Origin of the sequence: Paenibacillus andongensis, assembly GCF_025369935.1 — a bacterium.
In the GTDB taxonomy this organism is placed as follows: Bacteria; Bacillota; Bacilli; order Paenibacillales; family NBRC-103111; genus Paenibacillus_E; species Paenibacillus_E andongensis.
Genome location: NZ_CP104467.1, coordinates 7,127,674 through 7,146,505, shown reverse-complemented (window position 1 = coordinate 7,146,505; position 18,832 = coordinate 7,127,674). Strand labels below are relative to the sequence as shown.

The following is an 18,832-nucleotide window of genomic DNA, read 5'->3' as shown; positions in this document are numbered from 1 at the left end:
GCTACCGGGGGATCGGCAGCCTTCTGCGGAACAGTGAAGAGCTATCGTGAAATTTGGCTTCCTATTTGTTCAATCAGGCTTCCGCTTCCCTCAAATTTCGCTCTTCCAACTTCCTACGCGAATGGGAGCGAGATAGTCCGAGCGATGCGGCGGCTGTCCCTGCGGCGATGGTAACTCCCGCCGCCCCAATCCAACTGATGGCCGGTAACGACGCTTGCTCTATGACGATGCCCCCGATCCCCGCTCCGGCGGCCATGGCAAGCTGCACGACCGACATGTTTAGACTAAGCATAATGCCGGAAGCTTGCGGAGCAAGCGTAATTAAATGAACCTGCTGCGTAGGACCCGACGACCAGGCCGAGAACGACCAGAGCATTAGAAGCGGGAACACGAGAGCAGGGGATAGAGCTGCCAGCGATAACAGGATTAGAGCTACTGCGTGCAGCAGCATGCCGCCGACCAGCGTGCGGGGGAATCCCCATTTGTCTGTGCTATAGCCTCCGAGCTTAGAGCCGATCAAGCTTGCGATGCCGAAAGCGAACAATCCGATGCTCACCCATTTTTCGCTCATTCCCGTAACGGTAAGTAGAAATGGCGAAATGTACGTATAGGCAATCGAATATCCACCGATCCAGAAGAAGGTTACAGACAAGGCCAAAACGATTTTTCGTTCCTTCAACAGCGCCAACTGTTTGCGAAGCGGCACTGGCTCTTCGCCATCCGTTTGCGGAATCGTGAAGGCAATAACAAGCATAGCGAACAGCCCGAGTACGCCGATTCCCCCGAAAATTGTTTTCCAATCGTAGGCGGAAGCGACAACTCTTCCAAGAGGAACGCCGATGATCAGCGAGGTACTGAAGCCCATAACGAGTGTCGCTATGGCGCTGCCTTGCTTTTCAGGCGGAGCCATCTTGGAGGCTACGGTCATGGCCGTAACGACAAACACCCCGGTACTGAGTGCCAAGATGATCCGAGATCCGATTAGAGATTCATATCCGGGCAAAATAAAGGTGATTCCGTTTCCTATTACGAAAAGGCCGAGTGAGTAAAGCAGCAGCTTCCGTCGCTCCAAGCGGGCAGTAACGGCCATAAGGATAGGGGTCCCGAAAGCGTAAGCGAGCGAGAAAACGGTAATGAGCTGTCCTGCAGCGGACACCGAGACACCGATATCCTCCGCAACTTTATCCAAAATGCCTGCGATGATAAACTCCGACGTTCCGACAAGAAAACTGACGGCGGCCAACATGTAAATTTTCCAAGCGTATGACATGATTTTCTTACTCCTCTCTCTGTCCGATCTTCTATATTTCTAGAAATATAGAAATAATGACAAAAAATTATTCCAGCAAATACGGTGCATACTTTTGTGCTATTTCGCGGTTCACGCTGTAGTAGATATACGTTCCATCCTTACGGAGATCGAGCAGACCGCAATCCGTCAATTGCTTCAGGTGATGGGATAGTGTCGAGCCAGCGATGGATTCCAGCTTGCTTCCGATATCGGAGCAGCACAAATTCCTCTCTTCGGTAAGCAACAGGGCAATTTTAAGCCGGGTCGGTTCTCCTAGTGCTTTGTATACTTTGACGGCTTGCCGTACCTCCGCGTTATCCTCGACCATCGTTACCTCACCTTTGCTTATTGTCATTATTTCTATATCTGTCGAAATAAAAGTACCATACCTTAGGATAAAAGTAAATAGGGTTATTTTCATTCGCTTGGATTGAAGCTGTGATTGGTCGATCCATTTCCAGCGATTCATCCCGCCACCTGTAGAGGATGGGGGAATTTTCGTTGAATTCCGTTAAAGAAGTACAACACCCTATCCGGATTGTAGATTCGCTTAGCCGCATCGACATAAAACGAATAACCGTTGTAATAACGCCCAAACTCGAACTTAACCTTTAAGCTGTAGATACGTGCGAACGACAAAGCACCGCGTACTCCTTTCGGTCAGAAATGGAGTCGCGGTGCTTTTTAAGTCTTAGGATGGAAACTTCGTGGCGCAGTGAGTAAATCATTTTTGTTGTATTTCTCGTGCAGCAAATCAGCCTTGAGCTAAAAATTAAAGATGAAGTGCTGACAGAAGCATACTCAACATCTTCACCGTTTCGGCTCTTGTGGCCGGTTCCTCAGCTCTGAAGGATCCGTCCGGATACCCGTTAATCAGATGCTGAGAGGCGATCCATTGAATGGCTGGGTGAGCCCACTCCGGTATGCTCACTTGATCGGAAAACACCGTTTGAACGGGAGTAGCGGAGTCAGAATGCGATGGTAATATTCTTGAGAAGATCATCGCGATTTCGGCTCGAGTCACAGGCTCATTGGGTTTAAACTGCGCATGGCCTTGGACTCCATCTCCCTGAACCCAGCCTGCTTGAACGGCCGAGCCAACTGCATCTTTAGCCCAATCAGGGATCGACGTGCTGTCTAAAAATGCTGTTGAGCCAGCAGCCGGCTTCAAAGCGAGCAAGTCCGCGAGCAATTTGACGAACTCCGCTCGGGTAACCGTTTGGTCAGGCCGGAACGTTCCGTCCTCATACCCATGAATGGCCCCCATGCCAATTAAACGTTGTGCATAGGCTTGCGACCAATGCCCTGAAAGATCAGAGAATACCTTCAAGCTAACCGCGAAAACCCCGAATTTGGTAAAATGATTGATTTCCATCACGATGGAACCGTCCTGCCCAGCTTGCCCACCAACATAGATCCAACGCGCTTGATTCTCATTATAGTAGAATACAGCAGGAACTTTTCCTTTTTCTATGTTTTGTGACTCATAGCTGAAGCTCAGCTTTAACGGCTTTTGGAATGCGTTATTCTCACTGCTAGTGAATTCTACAATAGGACTTAAACGGCTCATCCCCGAGAATGCCGGGGCATGTTCTGTCGGTATTACCACTATGGTAATCTTACCATCCTTAGATAAGGCACCATCCGGAATATCGATGGATACGACATTATCTAGCTTGACCGTACCGCCTTCAGTCGCTCGGATTTCACGCTCGGCACTCATCACTGTAGCTGCTGATGGAATCATAGGATTCTCTGCTCCTGATGGTATATTTCCATTTGACGTATCGCTGGGAGGCGTTTTGACGATGACATCGACCGGGCTAACCGTAACCTTCACGTTATCTTGATAGACTCCGTTCGTAACTGTAATGACGGATTGTCCTGCTTGTTTAGCGGCGATGAGGCCGTTAAGTGAAACCGTCGCAACGTTCACGTCGCTGCTAGCAAAAGTGGTACCTTCGAATGCAGCCGTCACATCGCGAGTCGTGTTATCCGACATGGCCGCTGTGACTTGCAATTGCCGGTTCTCTTGGCTGCCCAGCTTCAGTTGAACAGATTTCGGTGATACCGTAATTCCCGTCACATAGGGAGGTGTCGCCGGTGGTGGCGGATTGACGATCACATTCGCCGGGCTAATCGTGAGGTTCAAAGTGTCACTGTAAACTCCGTTTGTGACGGTAATAACAGACTGTCCTGCTTGTTTAGCGGCGATGAGGCCGTTAAGTGAAACCGTCGCAACGTTCACGTCGCTGCTAGCAAAAGTGGTACCTTCGAGTGCAGCCGTCACATCGCGTGTCGTGTTATCCGACATGGCTGCTGTGACTTGCAATTGCCGGTTCTCTTGGCTGCCCAGCTTCAGTTGAACTGATTTAGGGGATACCGTAATTCCCGTCACATAGGGAGGTGTCGCCGGTGGCGGCGGATTGACGATCACATCCGCCGGGCTAATCGTGAGGTTCACAGTGTCACTGTAAACTCCGTTTGTGACGGTAATAACAGACTGACCTGCTTGTTTAGCGGCGATGAGGCCGTTAAGTGAAATCGTCGCAACGTTCATATCACTGCTCGCGTAAGTGGTCCCTTCGAGTGCAGCCGTCACATCGCGTGTCGTGTTGTCCGACACGGCTGCGGTGACTTGCAGTTGCCGGTTCTCTTGGCTGCCCAGCTTCAGTTGAACTGATTTAGGGGATACCGTAATTCCCGTCACATAGGGAATAATTACAGGTGGTGTCTTGTCAATATTGCTAACAGTGTACGATCGTTGCTCGCTCTGGTTGCCTGCTGCATCAACGGCGTACGCATCAACGGTCCCATTTTCCACAATGCTGATCGGTCCCGTATAATCCTGCCACGAACCTGATCCGATCCGGTATTTCTTCTGCACGGCATCGCTCGGATAATTGATCGTGACCGTCACTACGCCATTCGTTGGCGCAACTGGGTCAGCACTGATCACTGGCGCGCTCGGGGGTGCTTTATATACTGAAAACATTAAATCGTACCCGGCTCCATCTTGCGCTAATTTCCACCCGTCTTTGCCATTCGCTTGCTCGCCGATCACGATCGTATCGGAGCCCTGTCCAATTGGGCTGTATAGGATTCGGTAGCCTATTTTATACCATTTGCCCGCTTCATAGTCTGCTGCGCTGCCCAGAGCAACAGCTATGCTCGTACTATCTGTTAGGACTCGTGTTAATTTGCCTGATTTCGCAGTAAAGGGACCGCTCTTAGAAGCTCCTTCGAAGACTGCAACGTCGGCACCACGGTAAATGTAGTTGCCTGATGTATCCATGACAGCTACCGTCAAATTGACCTCGTGTACCGTAGATCCGTCGCTAACCAGCTGTCCGTTAGATAAAGCTGTTGAAGCGAAAGCATGACAAGCGAGCATCAGCCAAAAGATGCAGGTGATCCATATATAGCGGTATTTTCCCATTCTCGATCGCCCCTGCTTAATTGAAAGTAGCCGTTACAGTAGAAGTGTTCGGCGCCGGGATTACTTGAAACACGAACGAATATCCCCCAAGCTTCAGTACCTGAATGCCGTTTGTCGGTAGCACGCCAGACAATTGAATATATCCGTCCCCTATATCTCCATTTCTGACAGTCACGCCCCCTGAACTTAAACCATCCGCCAAGTCCTCACTTCCGGCCACCACCAGGTTGAACGACTGTCCCTGGACGACAGTAAAGACGGGGCTTTGATTCATTTTTACGATATCTGAAAGATGCTGTGAACCGATACTGCCATTTGCAATCTCAGCTGATCCTACGGTTCCCGCACTGTCTGTGACGTCGCCACCCGGTGTCAGATACAAACCTTGCTTGAAGTGCAGGACTGGACGAACATAGACTCCCGTACTATTAGCTGCGACGGGATAACCCCCGCCATTCGTGCCAATTAATTTGTTAAATTCAAAGTTAGTATCGGGCGAAAATGTCCAGAATGCCTTTTGTGACATCCAACCGAAGTAGTGTTTAATATTAGCCCAATCATCGGCAGTTGGCAGAGCGAAGTTAGCCGTTACAGTAAATTGGTGTACCACCCCTTCAGAATCAACCATTTCCGGCCTCAAAGTCCATACGGTATTTTGGATATATTCCTTATTGGGAAGGCCATTATAAAACGTCGTATTCAGCCAGTTTCCAATATTACTGCTCTTGGTCGGGTCAAAATAGGAAGCGGCCGCTGAATCAAACGGGCGGGCATCTTCAAAGCCTACCTCCATCACATAACTGGTTGCCGGATCTAGCACGATCCACTGCTTGCCTGCAAAATTGACGATATCGCCGACCAGGGCGGTGTTGAATGCTCTGTTCATCGCTGCATCCGCCTGACGGGGAAATATAGCCGCCAAGAGAATGGCTGCAAGGACAACTTTCCAGCTTCTTGCTAATTGTTTCATGTCGATCTCCCTCTTCTTGCAATAGTTAACCACTTGAACAGTTTAGCAAGACAAGTTTAAAACTGGTTAAAAAAAATCCCATTTTGATACTTTGTATAAGTCACTTATATTGCACCAGACTAACGCAGTGTCGTATTAAACAAAACGAATATAAATAAGGGGTAAGCTTCGCTTCCCCCAAAAACATATAAATTCTGTGGTTAAAAAAGCTGCCGATACTTTCTCGACAGCCTTAAGCTGCAAGAAAGCTCGAATCGTTAAACTAGATGGATAGGTTTATGCAGGTACTCAAACAAAAGAGCCTCAGAGAACAGTGTCTCTAAGGCAAATCTTTTTACTCTAAATAATAATTCGTATCTAAAGAAATAACTATCCTATAGAACTTTCGCCAAAAAATCTTTCGTGCGGGTGTTAGACGGGTTTCCAAACACTTGCTCAGGAGTCCCTTCCTCCACGATCACACCTTTATCCATAAACACAATTCTGTCGCCTACTTCACGGGCAAATCCCATCTCATGGGTCACGATAATCATCGTCATGCCACCTTTAGCCAACTTCTTCATAACATCCAGCACCTCTCCTACCATTTCCGGATCAAGTGCCGAGGTCGGCTCGTCAAATAGCATCACATGCGGCTGCATCGCCAAGGCGCGTGCAATGGCAATCCGCTGCTGTTGTCCGCCGGAGAGTTGGGAAGGGTAGCAATCCTTTTTATCTGCCAGTCCAACAGTGTGCAGCAGCTTCAACGCAGTTTTCTCCGCTGCAACGGTTGACAGGCCTTTCACCTTGGTAGGTGCCAGGGTCAGATTTTGCATAATGGTCTTATGCGGAAACAAGTTGAAATGCTGGAACACCATGCCCATTTTCTCCCGGGTGGCGTTAATGTTGTGCCCACGGGCGGTAATGGACTCGTTTTCAAACAGGATTTCCCCGCCGCTGGGCTGCTCCAGAAGGTTGATGCAGCGCAGAAAGGTGCTTTTCCCCGAGCCACTCGGCCCGATGACAACGACGACCTCACCGCCTTCGATGCTGATATCTATTCCTTTGAGAATTTCTGCTTCTCCATATGATTTGCGTAAATCTTTAACGGTGATCACTAGCTCCCATCCTCCGTTCCCATGCGCCAAGCAGCTTGGACAGCGTGAAAGTCAATACAAAATAAATCGCAGCTGAAATAATGAGCGGGCTAAGTCCCTTGTACGTGATATTCTTCACGACTCCAGCCTGGTACATAATATCTGCCATTCCGATCACGGATATAATGGACGATTCTTTGATAATCGTAATAAACTCATTTCCGATCGCGGGAAGGACTGACTTAAACGCCTGCGGCAAAATAACATGACGCATCGCTAGCCACCTGCTCATTCCAAGCGAACGGGCTGCTTCCATCTGCCCGCGATCCACGCCTTGAATACCCGCACGGAAAATTTCCGCCAAATAAGCTGAACTGTTCAGGGACAGCGTGATAATACCTGACTGCAACGGGGTAAAGTTGATCCCCAGCGTGAGCGCCAGCCCATAGTGGATAATCAAAAGCTGCGCCAACATAGGTGTACCGCGCAAAATCTCAACATACGTTGTACCCAGCAAGGTTATCGCCCGGATACGTGACATTCGCAGCAGACTGATGATCAAGCCAATCATGAAGCCAAACAGGACGCCAAGCGCAGACAACAGCACCGTATAACCGAGGCCAATCGCGTAATAGCTGCGGTATTCCCAGAATATTGTAAATATATTTCCAGATGATTGCGGCTTATCTACAGACAGCATACTCGCTTGTTTAACCATCTCTGTAATACGGTTCTCGCTCTTTAGACGGGCGACCGTCGAATTGACTTGTGCCAGCAACTCTGTGTTGCCTTTGCGGATGCCGATCGCCGCTTGAACAGGTGCATCGTCCGGAACGGCTTCCGCAAGTGTAAGCGCGCTGTTCTGCAGGTAACCGACGGCAACGGTGTCTTCCAGAATGACGGCATTAATTCGTTTCGTCTGTAACTGCAGAACAAGGTCCGGTATGCGGTCAAGAGATGTAATAATAGCCTCCTGAATGGATCGCGCAATCTCCTCTTGAACGGAGCCTTTTTGTGCGCCGATCTTTTCACCCTTCAAGCTATCCATACTCTTGTAGCGTTCTTTATCTTCGGTACGAACCATTAATACCTGCTTGGATTGGTAATAGTTGTCGGAGAAGTCGATACTTTTCCTGCGTTCATCTGTTGGTGTCATTCCGGATATTACCAGATCAACCCGGCTACTTTGCAAAGCGGGCAGCAAGGCATCAAAGCTCATGTCCTCAATAATAAGCTTTGCTCCCATGTCCTTGGCAATTTCACGAGCAATATCAATATCAAAGCCCACGATCTGGTCTTTTCCATTTATAGTTTTATGAAATTCATAGGGCGCAAATTCAGCGCTGGTACCCAGAACAAGGGTGTTCTCCGACTGGCTACCTGCCCCATAAGTGGTCTGAACAGGAAGGCCGGTCAGCAGCACCAGCATCAACAATAACAGCGTCGTATAACGGTAATGCTTCTTCACTATGTTTCTCTCCTAACTTGTAGTATGAACATGAACAACGTGTAATTATAAAGAAGTATGAATGATTATGCAACTGCCTGCTTGACTCGATGCGGACGATCATACACAGAGATTTCCATACCGTGCTTTGCTTCGGGATGGACAATAATGGTCTTAGTATTCAACTAACGAAGACGTTAGTTGAATAAAGCGAAGTAAGGGCCATCTTGCAAAAATTTGCCGATACAGACAGCGCGGAGAAGAACCTTATCATAAGTAAGGGCAAGTTTTTTGTGAAATTCCTTGCGGGGCATGGATTTATTTAAGTGTATGTAGGTTTCGGGCTAGCGTCTGGTCAAATAAATAGCTCTGTCCACCTATCGATGAATGGGCTGCGACATCTCGACGTCTAGACACTGTCGTAGCGTCAAGTCATTCCTGAGCACGTTGTCGAGAATGTGAACACTTTGGGCATTCAGTTGTCGGAGGAAGTGCATGAGACGTTCGAGAAGCTCTTAGCATAAGATGGACATAACAGTTGAGGAAAGTCGGACCAGTTACCGGTCCGACTTTCTCTGTTCAATGGGAATGTGAATTCATATTAGCGCCAAAAAGTAATTTGCTCACTATGCAAGCGCACAGATTCATAGCCCTCTTCTTTCGCCTTTCCGATTGAGAGGAGCATGACTGGTACATATCGTTCGTCATCCAGATCAAATGCACTAACAACCTTATCACGTTCAAAGCCACCCATAGGATTGGTGTCATATCCATGCGCACGGGCTACCAGCATTAGCTGCATGGCAAATAAACTTGCATCGACTTTGGCAATTTCGATCTTTAATTCTCTCGGTATTTGAGGAAACATGCTCATAATTTGTGTGACCTGCTTGTCGCGTACATCGCTAGGCATTTTCCCTAATTCTACAGCTTTATTATAAATTTCTTCTACGTATAATTCACTCTGAGTATCGCCCAAAATAATGAGCATCGCCGAAGATGTATCATTTTGTCTCGTATTAAACTGTACAAGAGGCCGAAGTTTGTTTTTCCCTTCAGGGGAATGAACTACGATAACACGCCATGGTTGCATATTCGCAGATGAAGGCGCTAAGCTTGCTTCTTTTATGATAGCTTGCAATTCTTCCTTTGAAATTTTGACGTCCTCATCGTAAAGCTTTACGGAACGCCGGCCAGTAATAATGTTGGTAAAATCGTTATTCTGGAAATGTTTTTGCATGTAATCTCTCCTTTTGATGTGACCAGATATTTTGACAGTCGCGATAGTCTCTGGTTATCATGTTGTTAGTATGAACTATGAACCTTGGTTCACAGCAAATACAAATTATTGTAAGTTCAGAAGGGAATAGATGATGAAAGCGAATGAAGTTTCTAGGCTGACAGAGTTACCCATATCTACCTTGCGATTCTATGAACGCAAACAGTTGATCCCGGAGCAGTTTATATCAAGGGATGAAAATAATTACCGCATATATGATGAAGAAGTGGTTGATTATTTACAGGATGTGAGAATGCTGCTCACGTTAGGTTTTACGATTCAGGAATTAATTTTACTCATAAATGAGAGTTCACATATAGAGAAGAAGGCACTGGTTGCGGAAAAAATTAAATATATTCAGGAGCTGGAAGCACAATTGGAGGCATCAAAAACATTCTTAAAGAATGTTTTAGAGGGCAAGGCAAATTTTCAAACCCGATGCAAATATAAGCAGTAATCGTGGTATTACAAGGCAAATCTATTCGCAAAGGATGGCCTCTACTTGCCGTTATAGAAAGCGCGGAGAACCGTATCACAGGTAGAAAAGAGGATCATTACAATAATGGAAACGATAACTAATTAAATCACATCACGAGGCTGCCGCAGGATCAATAGGCGGCCTCGCTCCGTTAACGAGGTTAGTGGAAGTAGGCTACTAAGTGGAAGAGGTGCAATTTATGAATAAACCATATGAAATTCAACCATTAAGATTACAGGGGGGATGGACAGTAGAATGTAATAACTTTTATGAATGCGAACCTGATAACTCCAATGATTTTGGCACATATTTTGTTGAAGATTTATTGCAACTTACCAATAGTAAATATAATCTTGTTCTCGACTTGGGGTTTTTATCAAAAGTATCGATAAGGATAATCCAAAAGACTACTGACAACAATTCATTTCACTAACGAGAACTATAGCTCAAACAGAACGAAACGAGGCTGCCGGCACAAACGGTAGCATTGTTTCGTTAGCAGTTTAGTGAAAAAGGAATCGAGACGTGGGACTGAAGGAGACTGCAAAAATGAGTCGTAAGGCACAATAAAAAGCACCACCTGGGTGCTTTAAGCTGAGCCGATATTTCGGCACTTAGGAAATGCACTGCATCCGTAGAATTCATTTACGTAGACCCTTTCCTTAGATCCCACTGTATTGTCACAGCACGGTAAATTGGATAAATACCCTCTTGATGTAAGTTCAGTATAAGTGATTATAACGACATTCGTACTTTTACACTGCTAATCAGCTGCGCCCTTATATTCAGTAAAAGCTGATCTTTTTTCACACCCGTTTTTTATACACCCTCATTGCAAAGAAATAGGCTACGAACAATATCCCAACGCACCACGCAAGAGCGACCCATATATCATTGCCCACCGGCTGATCTGCCAATAGCGCACGGATGGCGTTCACGATCGAGGTCACCGGCTGGTTTTCGGCAAAAGCGCGAACGATTGACGGCATCGACTCGGTCGGCACAAATGCTGAACTGATAAATGGCAGGAAGATAAGTGGATAGGAAAACGCGCTTGCACCTTCAATTGTTTTTGCGGTCAGTCCGGAAATCGCCGCGACCCAAGTTAAGGCCAGTGTAAACAATGCGAGTATGCCTGCTACGGCAAGCCATGGCAATATGCCTGCTGACGAACGAAAGCCCATAATCAACGCTACGAGAACGATGACGAGAAGCGATATGGCGTTGGATACGAGCGAGGTCAGCACATGCCCCCAAAGCAAGGCGGAACGTGAAATCGGCATGGTGTGAAAGCGCTCGAAAATGCCCCGCTGCTTATCCATAAACAGGCGGTAAGCCGTATAGGCGATTCCGCTTGCGATCGCCATAAGCAGAATACCTGGTAACAGGTAATTCACATAGTTATCCGTTCCGGCTTGAATAGCACCGCCTAACACATAGACGAACAGCAGCATCATCGCAATTGGAGTGATGCAAACTGTGATGATGGTATCCATACTGCGGAAAATATGACGCATAGAACGTCCAAGCATAACACTAATATCGGTGAAGAAGTGATTCTTTGTCGTTTCCATTTACTTTCCCTCCTTTTTGCCGACGATTGCTAGGAATATCTCTTCTAATGTCGGCTGTTTTTCAACATACTCCACCTTTGCGGATGGGAACATCTTTTTAAGCTCCGAAAGCGTGCCGTTGGCAATAATTCTACCCTCGTGCAAAATGGCAATTCGGTCGGCAAGCTGCTCAGCTTCTTCCAAATACTGCGTGGTCAGGAGTACCGTCGTGCCACCATCGGCAAGCTCCTTAACAATTTTCCAAACCTCGATACGCGACTCGGGATCAAGTCCAGTGGTCGGCTCGTCGAGGAAAATGATCTGTGGTTTTCCCACAAGGCTCAAGGCGATGTCGAGCCTGCGGCGCATACCACCCGAGTAAGTAGACGCCCTGCGGTCGGCGGCGTCTGTCAAGCCGAAACGTGTAAGCAAATCGTCCGCAACCTGACGCGGATTTTTGAGGTATCGCAATTTGGCAATCATAATCAGATTTTCCCGTCCGGTCAAGATTTCGTCTACGGCGGCAAATTGCCCGGTCAGACTGATCGCTTGCCGTACATTCTCGGGTTTTGACGCAACATCGAATCCGTTTATGGTGGCAGTTCCGCTGTCTTGTTTGAGCAGTGTGGTGAGGATTTTGACAATCGTTGTCTTGCCAGCCCCGTTGGAACCGAGCAGGGCGAAAATACTACCCTTTTCCACCTCGAAATCTACGCCTTTTAAGACTTGAAGCTGCTTGTAGGACTTTTGCAGGCCAACCACTTTAATTGATGTGTTTTGCATAAAATTCCCCTCCTTATCGAACAGTAACCTTAGACAAATCGGCTCCCATGCCCTTAAGAGAGGCATAAGTCAACTTATCCATCAATGCTCCGTCAAAGCAGATGGATTTGATGCCACGGTAATACTTATTGGTCAATGAAAAGAACGCCTGAAAAGATACATTCTTGAGTGTAGCGCCCCTAAACGAAGCTTCGGTTAATGCCGACTTGTCAAACTTAACGCCGATAAAGGTTTGCCCGTCAAAACGTTGCCCGCTCAGGTCGCAATATTTGAAGTCCACGCCGTCAAATATACAACCTTCAAAGATTGTTTTTCTAAGATCGGTCTTGGTTAGCGTAACGTCGGTCAGTTTTATGCCTGTGAATTTTGCTCCGTCCAGCCCCGAAGTGCTGAAGTTGGTGCGTACAAGGATCGATTCATTAAAGCTCGCGTTTGAAAGATCTAGGGAGGTAAAGCTACAGTCAGTCAAATTCGCGCGGTCAAATTTGGCTTCACGTGCGTCGCTGGCCTTAAATGAACTGCCGGTCAAGTCTGCACCCACAAAGTCGGAACCGCGTAACGAACTAGCATTAAATTGGCCTTTATGCGCAGTAACGCCCGCAAAGTCGCTCATTGGCAAGTTGCTCGCGCTAAAGTTTGTCACGACTTGCCGTTCCAACGAGCGGGAGAGGTTGGCGACCTCCAGGATCGTTTGTTCAATGTCGCCGATACTCTCAATAGTCATCTTAAATGCTGTTTCATCGTCTTTGCCCTCGGCTTTGAGTTCACGGTACCGCTCCTGCAAATCGGAGTGCAGATCGGCCTTTAATTCGGTGACGCTTTTTACCCCGTCGTATGGTGTAAAAACACCGTTCAAATAGTTCGTCAACTTCGGATTCATATTATCAATCTCCTTATAATAAGTTTTCTAACACGCGCTGTGCATACTCCCAATTGCTTTTGTTTCGGGCGTATGTATCCTTGCCCTTTTCAGTAATCCTAAAATACTTGCGCCGTCCGCCCTGAGATTCATCGCCCCAATACCACTCGATATCGCCATCTGTCTCAAGACGTCTGACACTGGAGTACATTGTGGCTTCCTTTAATTCATATTCGCCGCCCGAGCGCTCGGCAATCAGCTTGACAATTTCGTATCCGTAGCGGTCAGCTTCGGATAGGAGCCGTAAAATCATTGTATCCGTATGTCCGCGTAGCAGGTCGGATGTGATTTTGTTCTCGCTCATATCATCACCTCCATATTTGAATAATACGACACATTACTATGACTGTCAAGGTAGTGTTTTAAACAAAATACTTTGTTTGAAAAGAATGGATTATATTCAGAACGATATCTAACGGATTCATTTAGGGCGAGCGATAACAGAATACGTCTCTCAGTTCATTACAGCCGCTGAAAGAACAGGAAGTTGAATGAGCAGTGCTCTGGGTCCGGGTAATACCGCCGCCGGACTATTGGATTTAAAGCAAAAAAACGCCAAGCCCGACATGATTGATGGCTTAGCGTATATTTTTGTTAAAATATTGGCGGAACCCCTATTTGGGCATTGATTGGCGCCGTATTATTTTATTCGAACCTTCTCGCCTCACTTTTCGGCGTTACTCACGGAAGCAGCAGGTTGTTTTTCTTCAGACGCTTTTGGACTCGTATTAAAGTCGATCGGCGCAATGCCTTCCGCCCGCCACACAGTGCCTCTTTTCTCATACTCGAATAGCTTTTCTACAGCAGCTGCGATTTGGGGCCCTAATTCACGGTCGACCAAGTACAAGGCCACGTCAAGTCCAGAAGTAACACCTCCCCCGCTCACGAAACGAGGACTATCTTCAACTACTCTTGCTTCAATTGGAATTGCTCCGAGAGCTCCTAATGCATCCATGCCTAAATGATTGGTAACCGCGTGTCTACCTTTTAACAAACCTTCCATCGCAGGCAGCAATGTACCTCCACATACTGTTGCTACAGTGACTTCCTTATTGTTAAAAGCTTGTTTCAACATATCCGGTAAGCCTGTCTTCATGGCCTGCCTTAATATATTCGGAATGGCATCTTCCGAATCGCCCGCTGGCTTGCCTGAAGCTCCAGGCACCAAAATAATGCCAGGACGATTTGGGTCTAATGCGGCTTGTGCTTCGAGGGCGGGCCCACTCAGGCCGCTCGGGACAGAACGCTTACCTTCTGCGGATACCAATTCCACAGTAACGGCTCCTCCTGAGTACATTCCCGCGGCAGCGAATACTTCATATGGCCCTAATGCGTCCATCAGATCGAAACCATCGAATAATACGATTTGAACGTGAGTACTTTTGTCCTTGGATGTATCCTTATCTTCTTTTGTTTTCGCACTTGCTACAGGGGCTACTAAACTTAGAACCAGTGCCAGCGACATGAGTAGTCCAAAAAATTTTTTCATCTTTATACTTATTCCTTTCGTATAGCTCAAGGCATGTTAGCCCTAAGGGATTTTTTGTATTGTTACCTCTTTGATTGACCGATCGTTCTAATGATGACGTTAGGAATGACCAGCAGCAGCACAATGGAGCCGTAAACGCCAATTGCATAGCTGGTAACGTAAAGGAGGCCGAATCCCTGATGAAAAAGGGAGGTGATGAGATGAATCAGCATGTTCGTAAAACAAAAGGCGTAACTTCGGATCATCCAATTCCGGTGCTGGATGATGCGTTTCTTTTTGATCTGTAGGAGCGCCATAATGGTGATAAGCAGCCAAAGAATATTAAGCGCATTGAACCCCATACTGCTTATTTTACCTCCGGTGGCGTAAGGCGCCATGTATCCGGAAGTAATCACGACAAGAAGTACGGACACTAAATAAACGTAGCCATTTATGCGATGGAATTTGCGGCTTTTTTCAAAGATTTGATTGGAAAAATTGAGTAGCCCCGCCGCCATAGCGATGCAAGCAAACGCAACATGAACGTGCATCACGTTTAACCAGACCGGGAGATTTAGCTCGCGCTTCAGTCCGGTTTTATAGCTTAAAAATGCCTCGGCTCCGGGATCGATCATATAATTGACCACCAAGGCGTAAAGGATAAATAGAATACTGACAAAGGCTAAAAGTCCATATAATGTTTTCCACTTCTTCATGCAATCCCAAACCCCCGAGGCTTCACTTTATTGCAAATGCACATTTCTGGGCAAGGAAACCCGCTTACCTGTTAATTTAGATGCCGGCAGTATGCCGGCCTTAACGATACCGGTCATATGATCTCCGCCCGCGGCAACTTCGAAGTTCAGGTTTAAGAGTATTGGTTTCGTGATGCGCAGTGACCAGGTAAGCTTGTTGTCCTGAAGTAACGGGTTTATAAAGTCGATCGTCTCATCCTCTTGCGTTGCCTTGCCTTGGATGATCCCATTACTAGTTGATATGGAGAGCTTGACCTCCATTTTCCCGACGGGCGTAGCTATTATCGTATTCCAGTCCCCGTCGAAGTCAGATTTCCCGTATGAAGTATTACTGATGTCGTGGGCCATCCCCGCTTTGTTCGCCTCGATGTTCGTTTCTTCACCCGTCACTGCCTTAGGAGAGCTAGGCGCTATTCCTTTTTCCCGCCAAACCGTTCCCCTCCGTTCATATTCGAACAACTGCTCTACCGCGTGTGCGATGCGCGGTCCAAGCTCGCGTTCCACCAGATACAGCGCTACATCGAGTCCCGAAGTGACGCCGCCGCCGGTAACCAGGTTGCCGTCGTCCACTACGCGTGCCGGAATGGGAATGGCACCGGTTGCTCCAAGTAAATCCATGCCCAGATGATGCGTTACTGCCGGTCTGCCATCCAAGTGCCCTCCCATGGCCAGCAGCAGCGAACCGCCGCAAACCGTGGCGACGACGATGTCTTTTTGCCCGATTGCCTGCCTGATCATTCCGGTCAATTCTGTATTTATTGCGCGCTTCAAAATAGCCGGGATCGAATCGGGGCCATCTCCTGCGACGCTACCCGACGCGCCAGGCACGAGAATGATGTCCGCACGTTCCGGGTTCAATCTGCTGCTCGCTTCAATCTTTAATCCGTTGATGCCGCTAACCACGGACCTCGGTCCTTCGGCGGTAACGAACTCTACGCTTAACGCATTCTCAGCATACATGGCAGCAGCGCAAAAAACTTCGTAAGGCGCAATGGCATCCAGAAGGTCGAAGCCATCAAAAAGCACAATTTGAACCGTTAACATTCATAAACCTCCTCATATTATTTTGTTAGAAGATCTTTCAGACTGTGGTATTCCTTCTGGTCAATTTCACCCTTAGCAAGAAGAATCATAACAAATGAATATCTCAAACGAAGCTTTAAAAAGGTAACAAAACAATAAACATTTCATCACAAAACATGAAGTTGCGTTCGTTCTTCCAGAAAAAATGATAAACTAGGAACGCAAAGGTGGGATATTCATGAGTGAAGTAAGAAGTACGATACTGGTTGTAGACGATGACCAAAGTATCGTTGAACTATTGAGGGATTTTTTGGAGTACGAAAATTTTCAGGTTCTAACTGCTTGCGATACCGTCGGGGCGTGGGCCTTGTTTGAGAAGAGTTCCATTCATTGCATTGTTCTTGACATCATGATGCCGGGACAAAATGGATTTGAGTTATGTCGCCGGATTCGGGCGGAGAGCAACGTTCCAATCCTTTTTTTGAGCGCACGCAGCGATGATGTGGACAAGATTCGAGGACTGACGCTCGGCGGCGACGATTATATCGTCAAAACTGCTTCACCCGGTGAGATCGTAGCCAGGATAAAAGCTGTATTGCGGCGTTCGGCTTCTCAGCTGCAAATGGATGAAAAGATCTTGGATTTTGGCCGCATTAAGCTAAATCTATCCACAAGAGAAGTGATCGTGGATGGGAAGAACGTAGTACTCACGCCTAGGGAGTATGAATTGCTGCAACTATTTGCTGAACACCCCAGGCATGTTTTTACATATGAACAGATACTTGCAAAATTTTGGGAAGGGGTGGGCGATAAGCATACGATTCGGGTGCATCTCGGTCGACTTCGCGAAAAAATTGAATCCGATCCGAATCATCCTCAATACTTGGTCAACGTGTGGGGAGTAGGGTATCGCTTCGAGGGAGGATAAAATGAGAACACTTCGCATTCGTACGTTTATTATGCTGGTCTTCTTCTTCATATCGCTAGTGCCGTGGCTCTTCTATGTGACAGTTCACTTCATGGAGACAAAAACACTCAGCTTCGCAAAAAGCGGGCCGCAAAGTGAGATTCTGCAAAGACATTTAAACGAGACCATTCACATGATCGAAGCGGGCTCGGACAAATGGAGGGATCCGAACTGGCAAAACCAATTGCACACCCAAATGCAGCAAGTGAAGATGGAAGTGGATATTCTATCTGCGTCAGATCAGGAAATTTATCGGTCTAATCCAGAGCGTCATGGCTCATTGTCGTCAACTGAACGGTTCTCCGTCGTAGCGGACGGTCATTTACTTGGAAGAGTCGTCATTTATCTGCCTAAGTCAAGTACGGTTCAGATGATTTCGATGTTTGCCGGACTATTGTTAGCTTTCTTTATTATTGGTGTTGAAATGCGAAAGTTCCTTCTTAACCCTCTTGAAAAGATGAGCTTTGCAGCCAGACAAATTGCTGCTGGAGAGTGGGAAGTGGAGTTACCCAGGTCCAGGATCACCGAAATCTCCGAAGTACGCGATGCATTCGAAGTGATGGTGAAGGGGCTTCAAAAATCTTTTCAAAAACAAGCGGAATTGGAAGAAGAACGTCGATTCGTGATCGCAGCTGTCGCACATGATTTACGGACCCCGCTATTCGCCTTACGAGGTTATTTAGATGGTCTGGAGCAAGGAATTGCTCAATCTCCGGAGAAAACAACAAAGTATCTGGCGGTTTGCAAGGAAAAATCAGCGCAATTGGATCGGCTGGTAGAAGACCTTTTCACATTTACAAAGATGGAATATGTGGAGAGGAAACTTCCCAATAATACGATTGATTTTAAACTCATCATCCAGAAGTCGATTGACAGTCTAAGTCCGCTGGCTCGGCAGAAGCACATCTCGATCTCGAGCCATACAACAGACGACTGCTTCATTAGCGGTGACATGCACTTATTGGAACGTATGATGAACAATTTTTTGGATAATGCCGTCAGACACACACCCACCTATGGTGAAATTGTTGTTCAGTGTTATAAAGAAGATGAAAAAGTGAATTTTACGATACGTGATACAGGGCCGGGCTTCTCTTGGGAAGAACTGCAACGAGTTTTTGAACCGCTATATCGTGGTGAAGAATCTAGAAATCGTTCCACTGGCGGCAGCGGATTAGGGTTAACCATTTCACAAAGAATTGTAAGGCGACACGGAGGCGAACTTATCGCTGGCAACCATTGGGAGGGTGGAGCCCTGCTAACAGGTTGGATACCTGCAAGAAATATGAACGGAATAAGAGGGGGGATTAGCCTATGAAGGTGGTCATAGCTATCGATACTTTGTGTGAATCCAACCTTTAATTATCTGAAGTAACTCTATAAA

18 protein-coding genes are annotated in these 18,832 nt (G+C 47.0%); 3 read left to right on the top strand and 15 right to left on the bottom strand.

Annotation, left to right across the window (positions count from 1 at the left end):
* Positions 1-73: 73 nt before the first annotated feature.
* From NYR53_RS31890 to NYR53_RS31855, 8 genes are all read right to left on the bottom strand, one after another.
* Positions 74-1,270: an MFS transporter gene (locus NYR53_RS31890; RefSeq protein ID WP_261303044.1), complete on the bottom strand. Its 1,197-nt coding sequence runs from the start codon at positions 1,268-1,270 to the stop codon at positions 74-76.
* 67 nt (positions 1,271-1,337) lie between these two features.
* Positions 1,338-1,619 (bottom strand): ArsR/SmtB family transcription factor, encoded by a 282-nt coding sequence (locus NYR53_RS31885; RefSeq protein WP_261306594.1) that lies wholly within the window; start codon positions 1,617-1,619, stop codon positions 1,338-1,340.
* A gap of 137 nt (positions 1,620-1,756) precedes the next feature.
* Positions 1,757-1,930: a hypothetical protein gene (locus tag NYR53_RS31880; RefSeq protein ID WP_261303043.1), complete on the bottom strand. Its 174-nt coding sequence runs from the start codon at positions 1,928-1,930 to the stop codon at positions 1,757-1,759.
* 133 nt (positions 1,931-2,063) lie between these two features.
* Complete coding sequence (locus tag NYR53_RS31875) at positions 2,064-4,730, bottom strand: S-layer homology domain-containing protein (RefSeq protein ID WP_261303042.1); 2,667 nt, start codon at positions 4,728-4,730, stop codon at positions 2,064-2,066.
* Positions 4,731-4,746: 16 nt separating this feature from the next.
* Positions 4,747-5,616 carry a hypothetical protein gene (locus NYR53_RS31870; protein ID WP_261303041.1) on the bottom strand — a complete coding sequence of 290 codons (870 nt, stop codon included), beginning with the start codon at positions 5,614-5,616 and terminating at the stop codon, positions 4,747-4,749.
* Between the two features lie 458 nt (positions 5,617-6,074).
* Positions 6,075-6,797 carry an amino acid ABC transporter ATP-binding protein gene (locus NYR53_RS31865; RefSeq protein ID WP_261303040.1) on the bottom strand — a complete coding sequence of 241 codons (723 nt, stop codon included), beginning with the start codon at positions 6,795-6,797 and terminating at the stop codon, positions 6,075-6,077.
* Positions 6,784-8,244, bottom strand: a complete 1,461-nt coding sequence (locus tag NYR53_RS31860; protein ID WP_261303039.1) for an ABC transporter substrate-binding protein/permease — start codon at positions 8,242-8,244, stop codon at positions 6,784-6,786. Before NYR53_RS31860 ends, NYR53_RS31865 begins: the two co-directional genes overlap by 14 nt.
* Before the next feature lie 580 nt (positions 8,245-8,824).
* The gene (locus tag NYR53_RS31855) at positions 8,825-9,463 is read right to left on the bottom strand and encodes a nitroreductase family protein (protein ID WP_261303038.1); all 639 of its coding nucleotides are present in this window, start codon (positions 9,461-9,463) and stop codon (positions 8,825-8,827) included.
* A 130-nt stretch (positions 9,464-9,593) separates the two neighbouring features.
* On the opposite strand from NYR53_RS31855, the gene NYR53_RS31850 reads away from it, so the two are divergent.
* Positions 9,594-9,959 (top strand): MerR family transcriptional regulator, encoded by a 366-nt coding sequence (locus NYR53_RS31850; protein WP_261303037.1) that lies wholly within the window; start codon positions 9,594-9,596, stop codon positions 9,957-9,959.
* A gap of 827 nt (positions 9,960-10,786) precedes the next feature.
* On the opposite strand, the gene NYR53_RS31845 is transcribed toward NYR53_RS31850, so the two are convergent.
* The 7 genes from NYR53_RS31845 to NYR53_RS31815 all read right to left on the bottom strand — a co-directional run bounded on the left by NYR53_RS31845 (position 10,787) and on the right by NYR53_RS31815 (position 16,502).
* Complete coding sequence (locus NYR53_RS31845) at positions 10,787-11,554, bottom strand: ABC transporter permease (protein ID WP_261303036.1); 768 nt, start codon at positions 11,552-11,554, stop codon at positions 10,787-10,789.
* Positions 11,555-12,316, bottom strand: coding sequence for an ABC transporter ATP-binding protein (locus NYR53_RS31840; protein ID WP_261303035.1), 762 nt, complete (start codon positions 12,314-12,316; stop codon positions 11,555-11,557). It lies immediately after the preceding gene.
* Between the two features lie 13 nt (positions 12,317-12,329).
* Positions 12,330-13,196, bottom strand: a complete 867-nt coding sequence (locus NYR53_RS31835) for a pentapeptide repeat-containing protein (RefSeq protein WP_261303034.1) — start codon at positions 13,194-13,196, stop codon at positions 12,330-12,332.
* A gap of 13 nt (positions 13,197-13,209) precedes the next feature.
* Positions 13,210-13,539 (bottom strand): PadR family transcriptional regulator, encoded by a 330-nt coding sequence (locus NYR53_RS31830; RefSeq protein WP_261303033.1) that lies wholly within the window; start codon positions 13,537-13,539, stop codon positions 13,210-13,212.
* Between the two features lie 360 nt (positions 13,540-13,899).
* Positions 13,900-14,724, bottom strand: a complete 825-nt coding sequence (locus NYR53_RS31825) for a DJ-1/PfpI family protein (RefSeq protein ID WP_261303032.1) — start codon at positions 14,722-14,724, stop codon at positions 13,900-13,902.
* A 62-nt stretch (positions 14,725-14,786) separates the two neighbouring features.
* Positions 14,787-15,419, bottom strand: a complete 633-nt coding sequence (locus tag NYR53_RS31820) for a DUF2306 domain-containing protein (RefSeq protein ID WP_261303031.1) — start codon at positions 15,417-15,419, stop codon at positions 14,787-14,789.
* Between the two features lie 27 nt (positions 15,420-15,446).
* A complete protein-coding gene (locus NYR53_RS31815) occupies positions 15,447-16,502 on the bottom strand; it encodes a DJ-1/PfpI family protein (protein WP_261303030.1) in 1,056 nt (351 codons plus the stop codon).
* 217 nt (positions 16,503-16,719) lie between these two features.
* On the opposite strand from NYR53_RS31815, the gene NYR53_RS31810 reads away from it, so the two are divergent.
* Together NYR53_RS31810 and NYR53_RS31805 are read left to right on the top strand one after the other, a co-directional pair.
* Positions 16,720-17,409 (top strand): response regulator transcription factor, encoded by a 690-nt coding sequence (locus NYR53_RS31810; protein ID WP_261303029.1) that lies wholly within the window; start codon positions 16,720-16,722, stop codon positions 17,407-17,409.
* Between the two features lies 1 nt (position 17,410).
* Complete coding sequence (locus NYR53_RS31805; RefSeq protein ID WP_261303028.1) at positions 17,411-18,766, top strand: sensor histidine kinase; 1,356 nt, start codon at positions 17,411-17,413, stop codon at positions 18,764-18,766.
* Positions 18,767-18,832 lie beyond the last annotated feature (66 nt).

Coding starts and splice junctions, on each gene's coding strand:
- NYR53_RS31810 (WP_261303029.1), top strand. CDS start 16,720: ATGAGTGAAGTAAGAAGTACGATACTGGTTGTAGACGATGACCAAAGT.
- NYR53_RS31830 (WP_261303033.1), bottom strand. CDS start 13,539: ATGAGCGAGAACAAAATCACATCCGACCTGCTACGCGGACATACGGAT.
- NYR53_RS31875 (WP_261303042.1), bottom strand. CDS start 4,730: ATGGGAAAATACCGCTATATATGGATCACCTGCATCTTTTGGCTGATG.
- NYR53_RS31870 (WP_261303041.1), bottom strand. CDS start 5,616: ATGAACAGAGCATTCAACACCGCCCTGGTCGGCGATATCGTCAATTTT.
- NYR53_RS31805 (WP_261303028.1), top strand. CDS start 17,411: ATGAGAACACTTCGCATTCGTACGTTTATTATGCTGGTCTTCTTCTTC.
- NYR53_RS31850 (WP_261303037.1), top strand. CDS start 9,594: ATGATGAAAGCGAATGAAGTTTCTAGGCTGACAGAGTTACCCATATCT.
- NYR53_RS31845 (WP_261303036.1), bottom strand. CDS start 11,554: ATGGAAACGACAAAGAATCACTTCTTCACCGATATTAGTGTTATGCTT.
- NYR53_RS31840 (WP_261303035.1), bottom strand. CDS start 12,316: ATGCAAAACACATCAATTAAAGTGGTTGGCCTGCAAAAGTCCTACAAG.
- NYR53_RS31855 (WP_261303038.1), bottom strand. CDS start 9,463: ATGCAAAAACATTTCCAGAATAACGATTTTACCAACATTATTACTGGC.
- NYR53_RS31885 (WP_261306594.1), bottom strand. CDS start 1,619: ATGGTCGAGGATAACGCGGAGGTACGGCAAGCCGTCAAAGTATACAAA.
- NYR53_RS31890 (WP_261303044.1), bottom strand. CDS start 1,270: ATGTCATACGCTTGGAAAATTTACATGTTGGCCGCCGTCAGTTTTCTT.
- NYR53_RS31815 (WP_261303030.1), bottom strand. CDS start 16,502: ATGTTAACGGTTCAAATTGTGCTTTTTGATGGCTTCGACCTTCTGGAT.
- NYR53_RS31825 (WP_261303032.1), bottom strand. CDS start 14,724: ATGAAAAAATTTTTTGGACTACTCATGTCGCTGGCACTGGTTCTAAGT.
- NYR53_RS31835 (WP_261303034.1), bottom strand. CDS start 13,196: ATGAATCCGAAGTTGACGAACTATTTGAACGGTGTTTTTACACCATAC.
- NYR53_RS31820 (WP_261303031.1), bottom strand. CDS start 15,419: ATGAAGAAGTGGAAAACATTATATGGACTTTTAGCCTTTGTCAGTATT.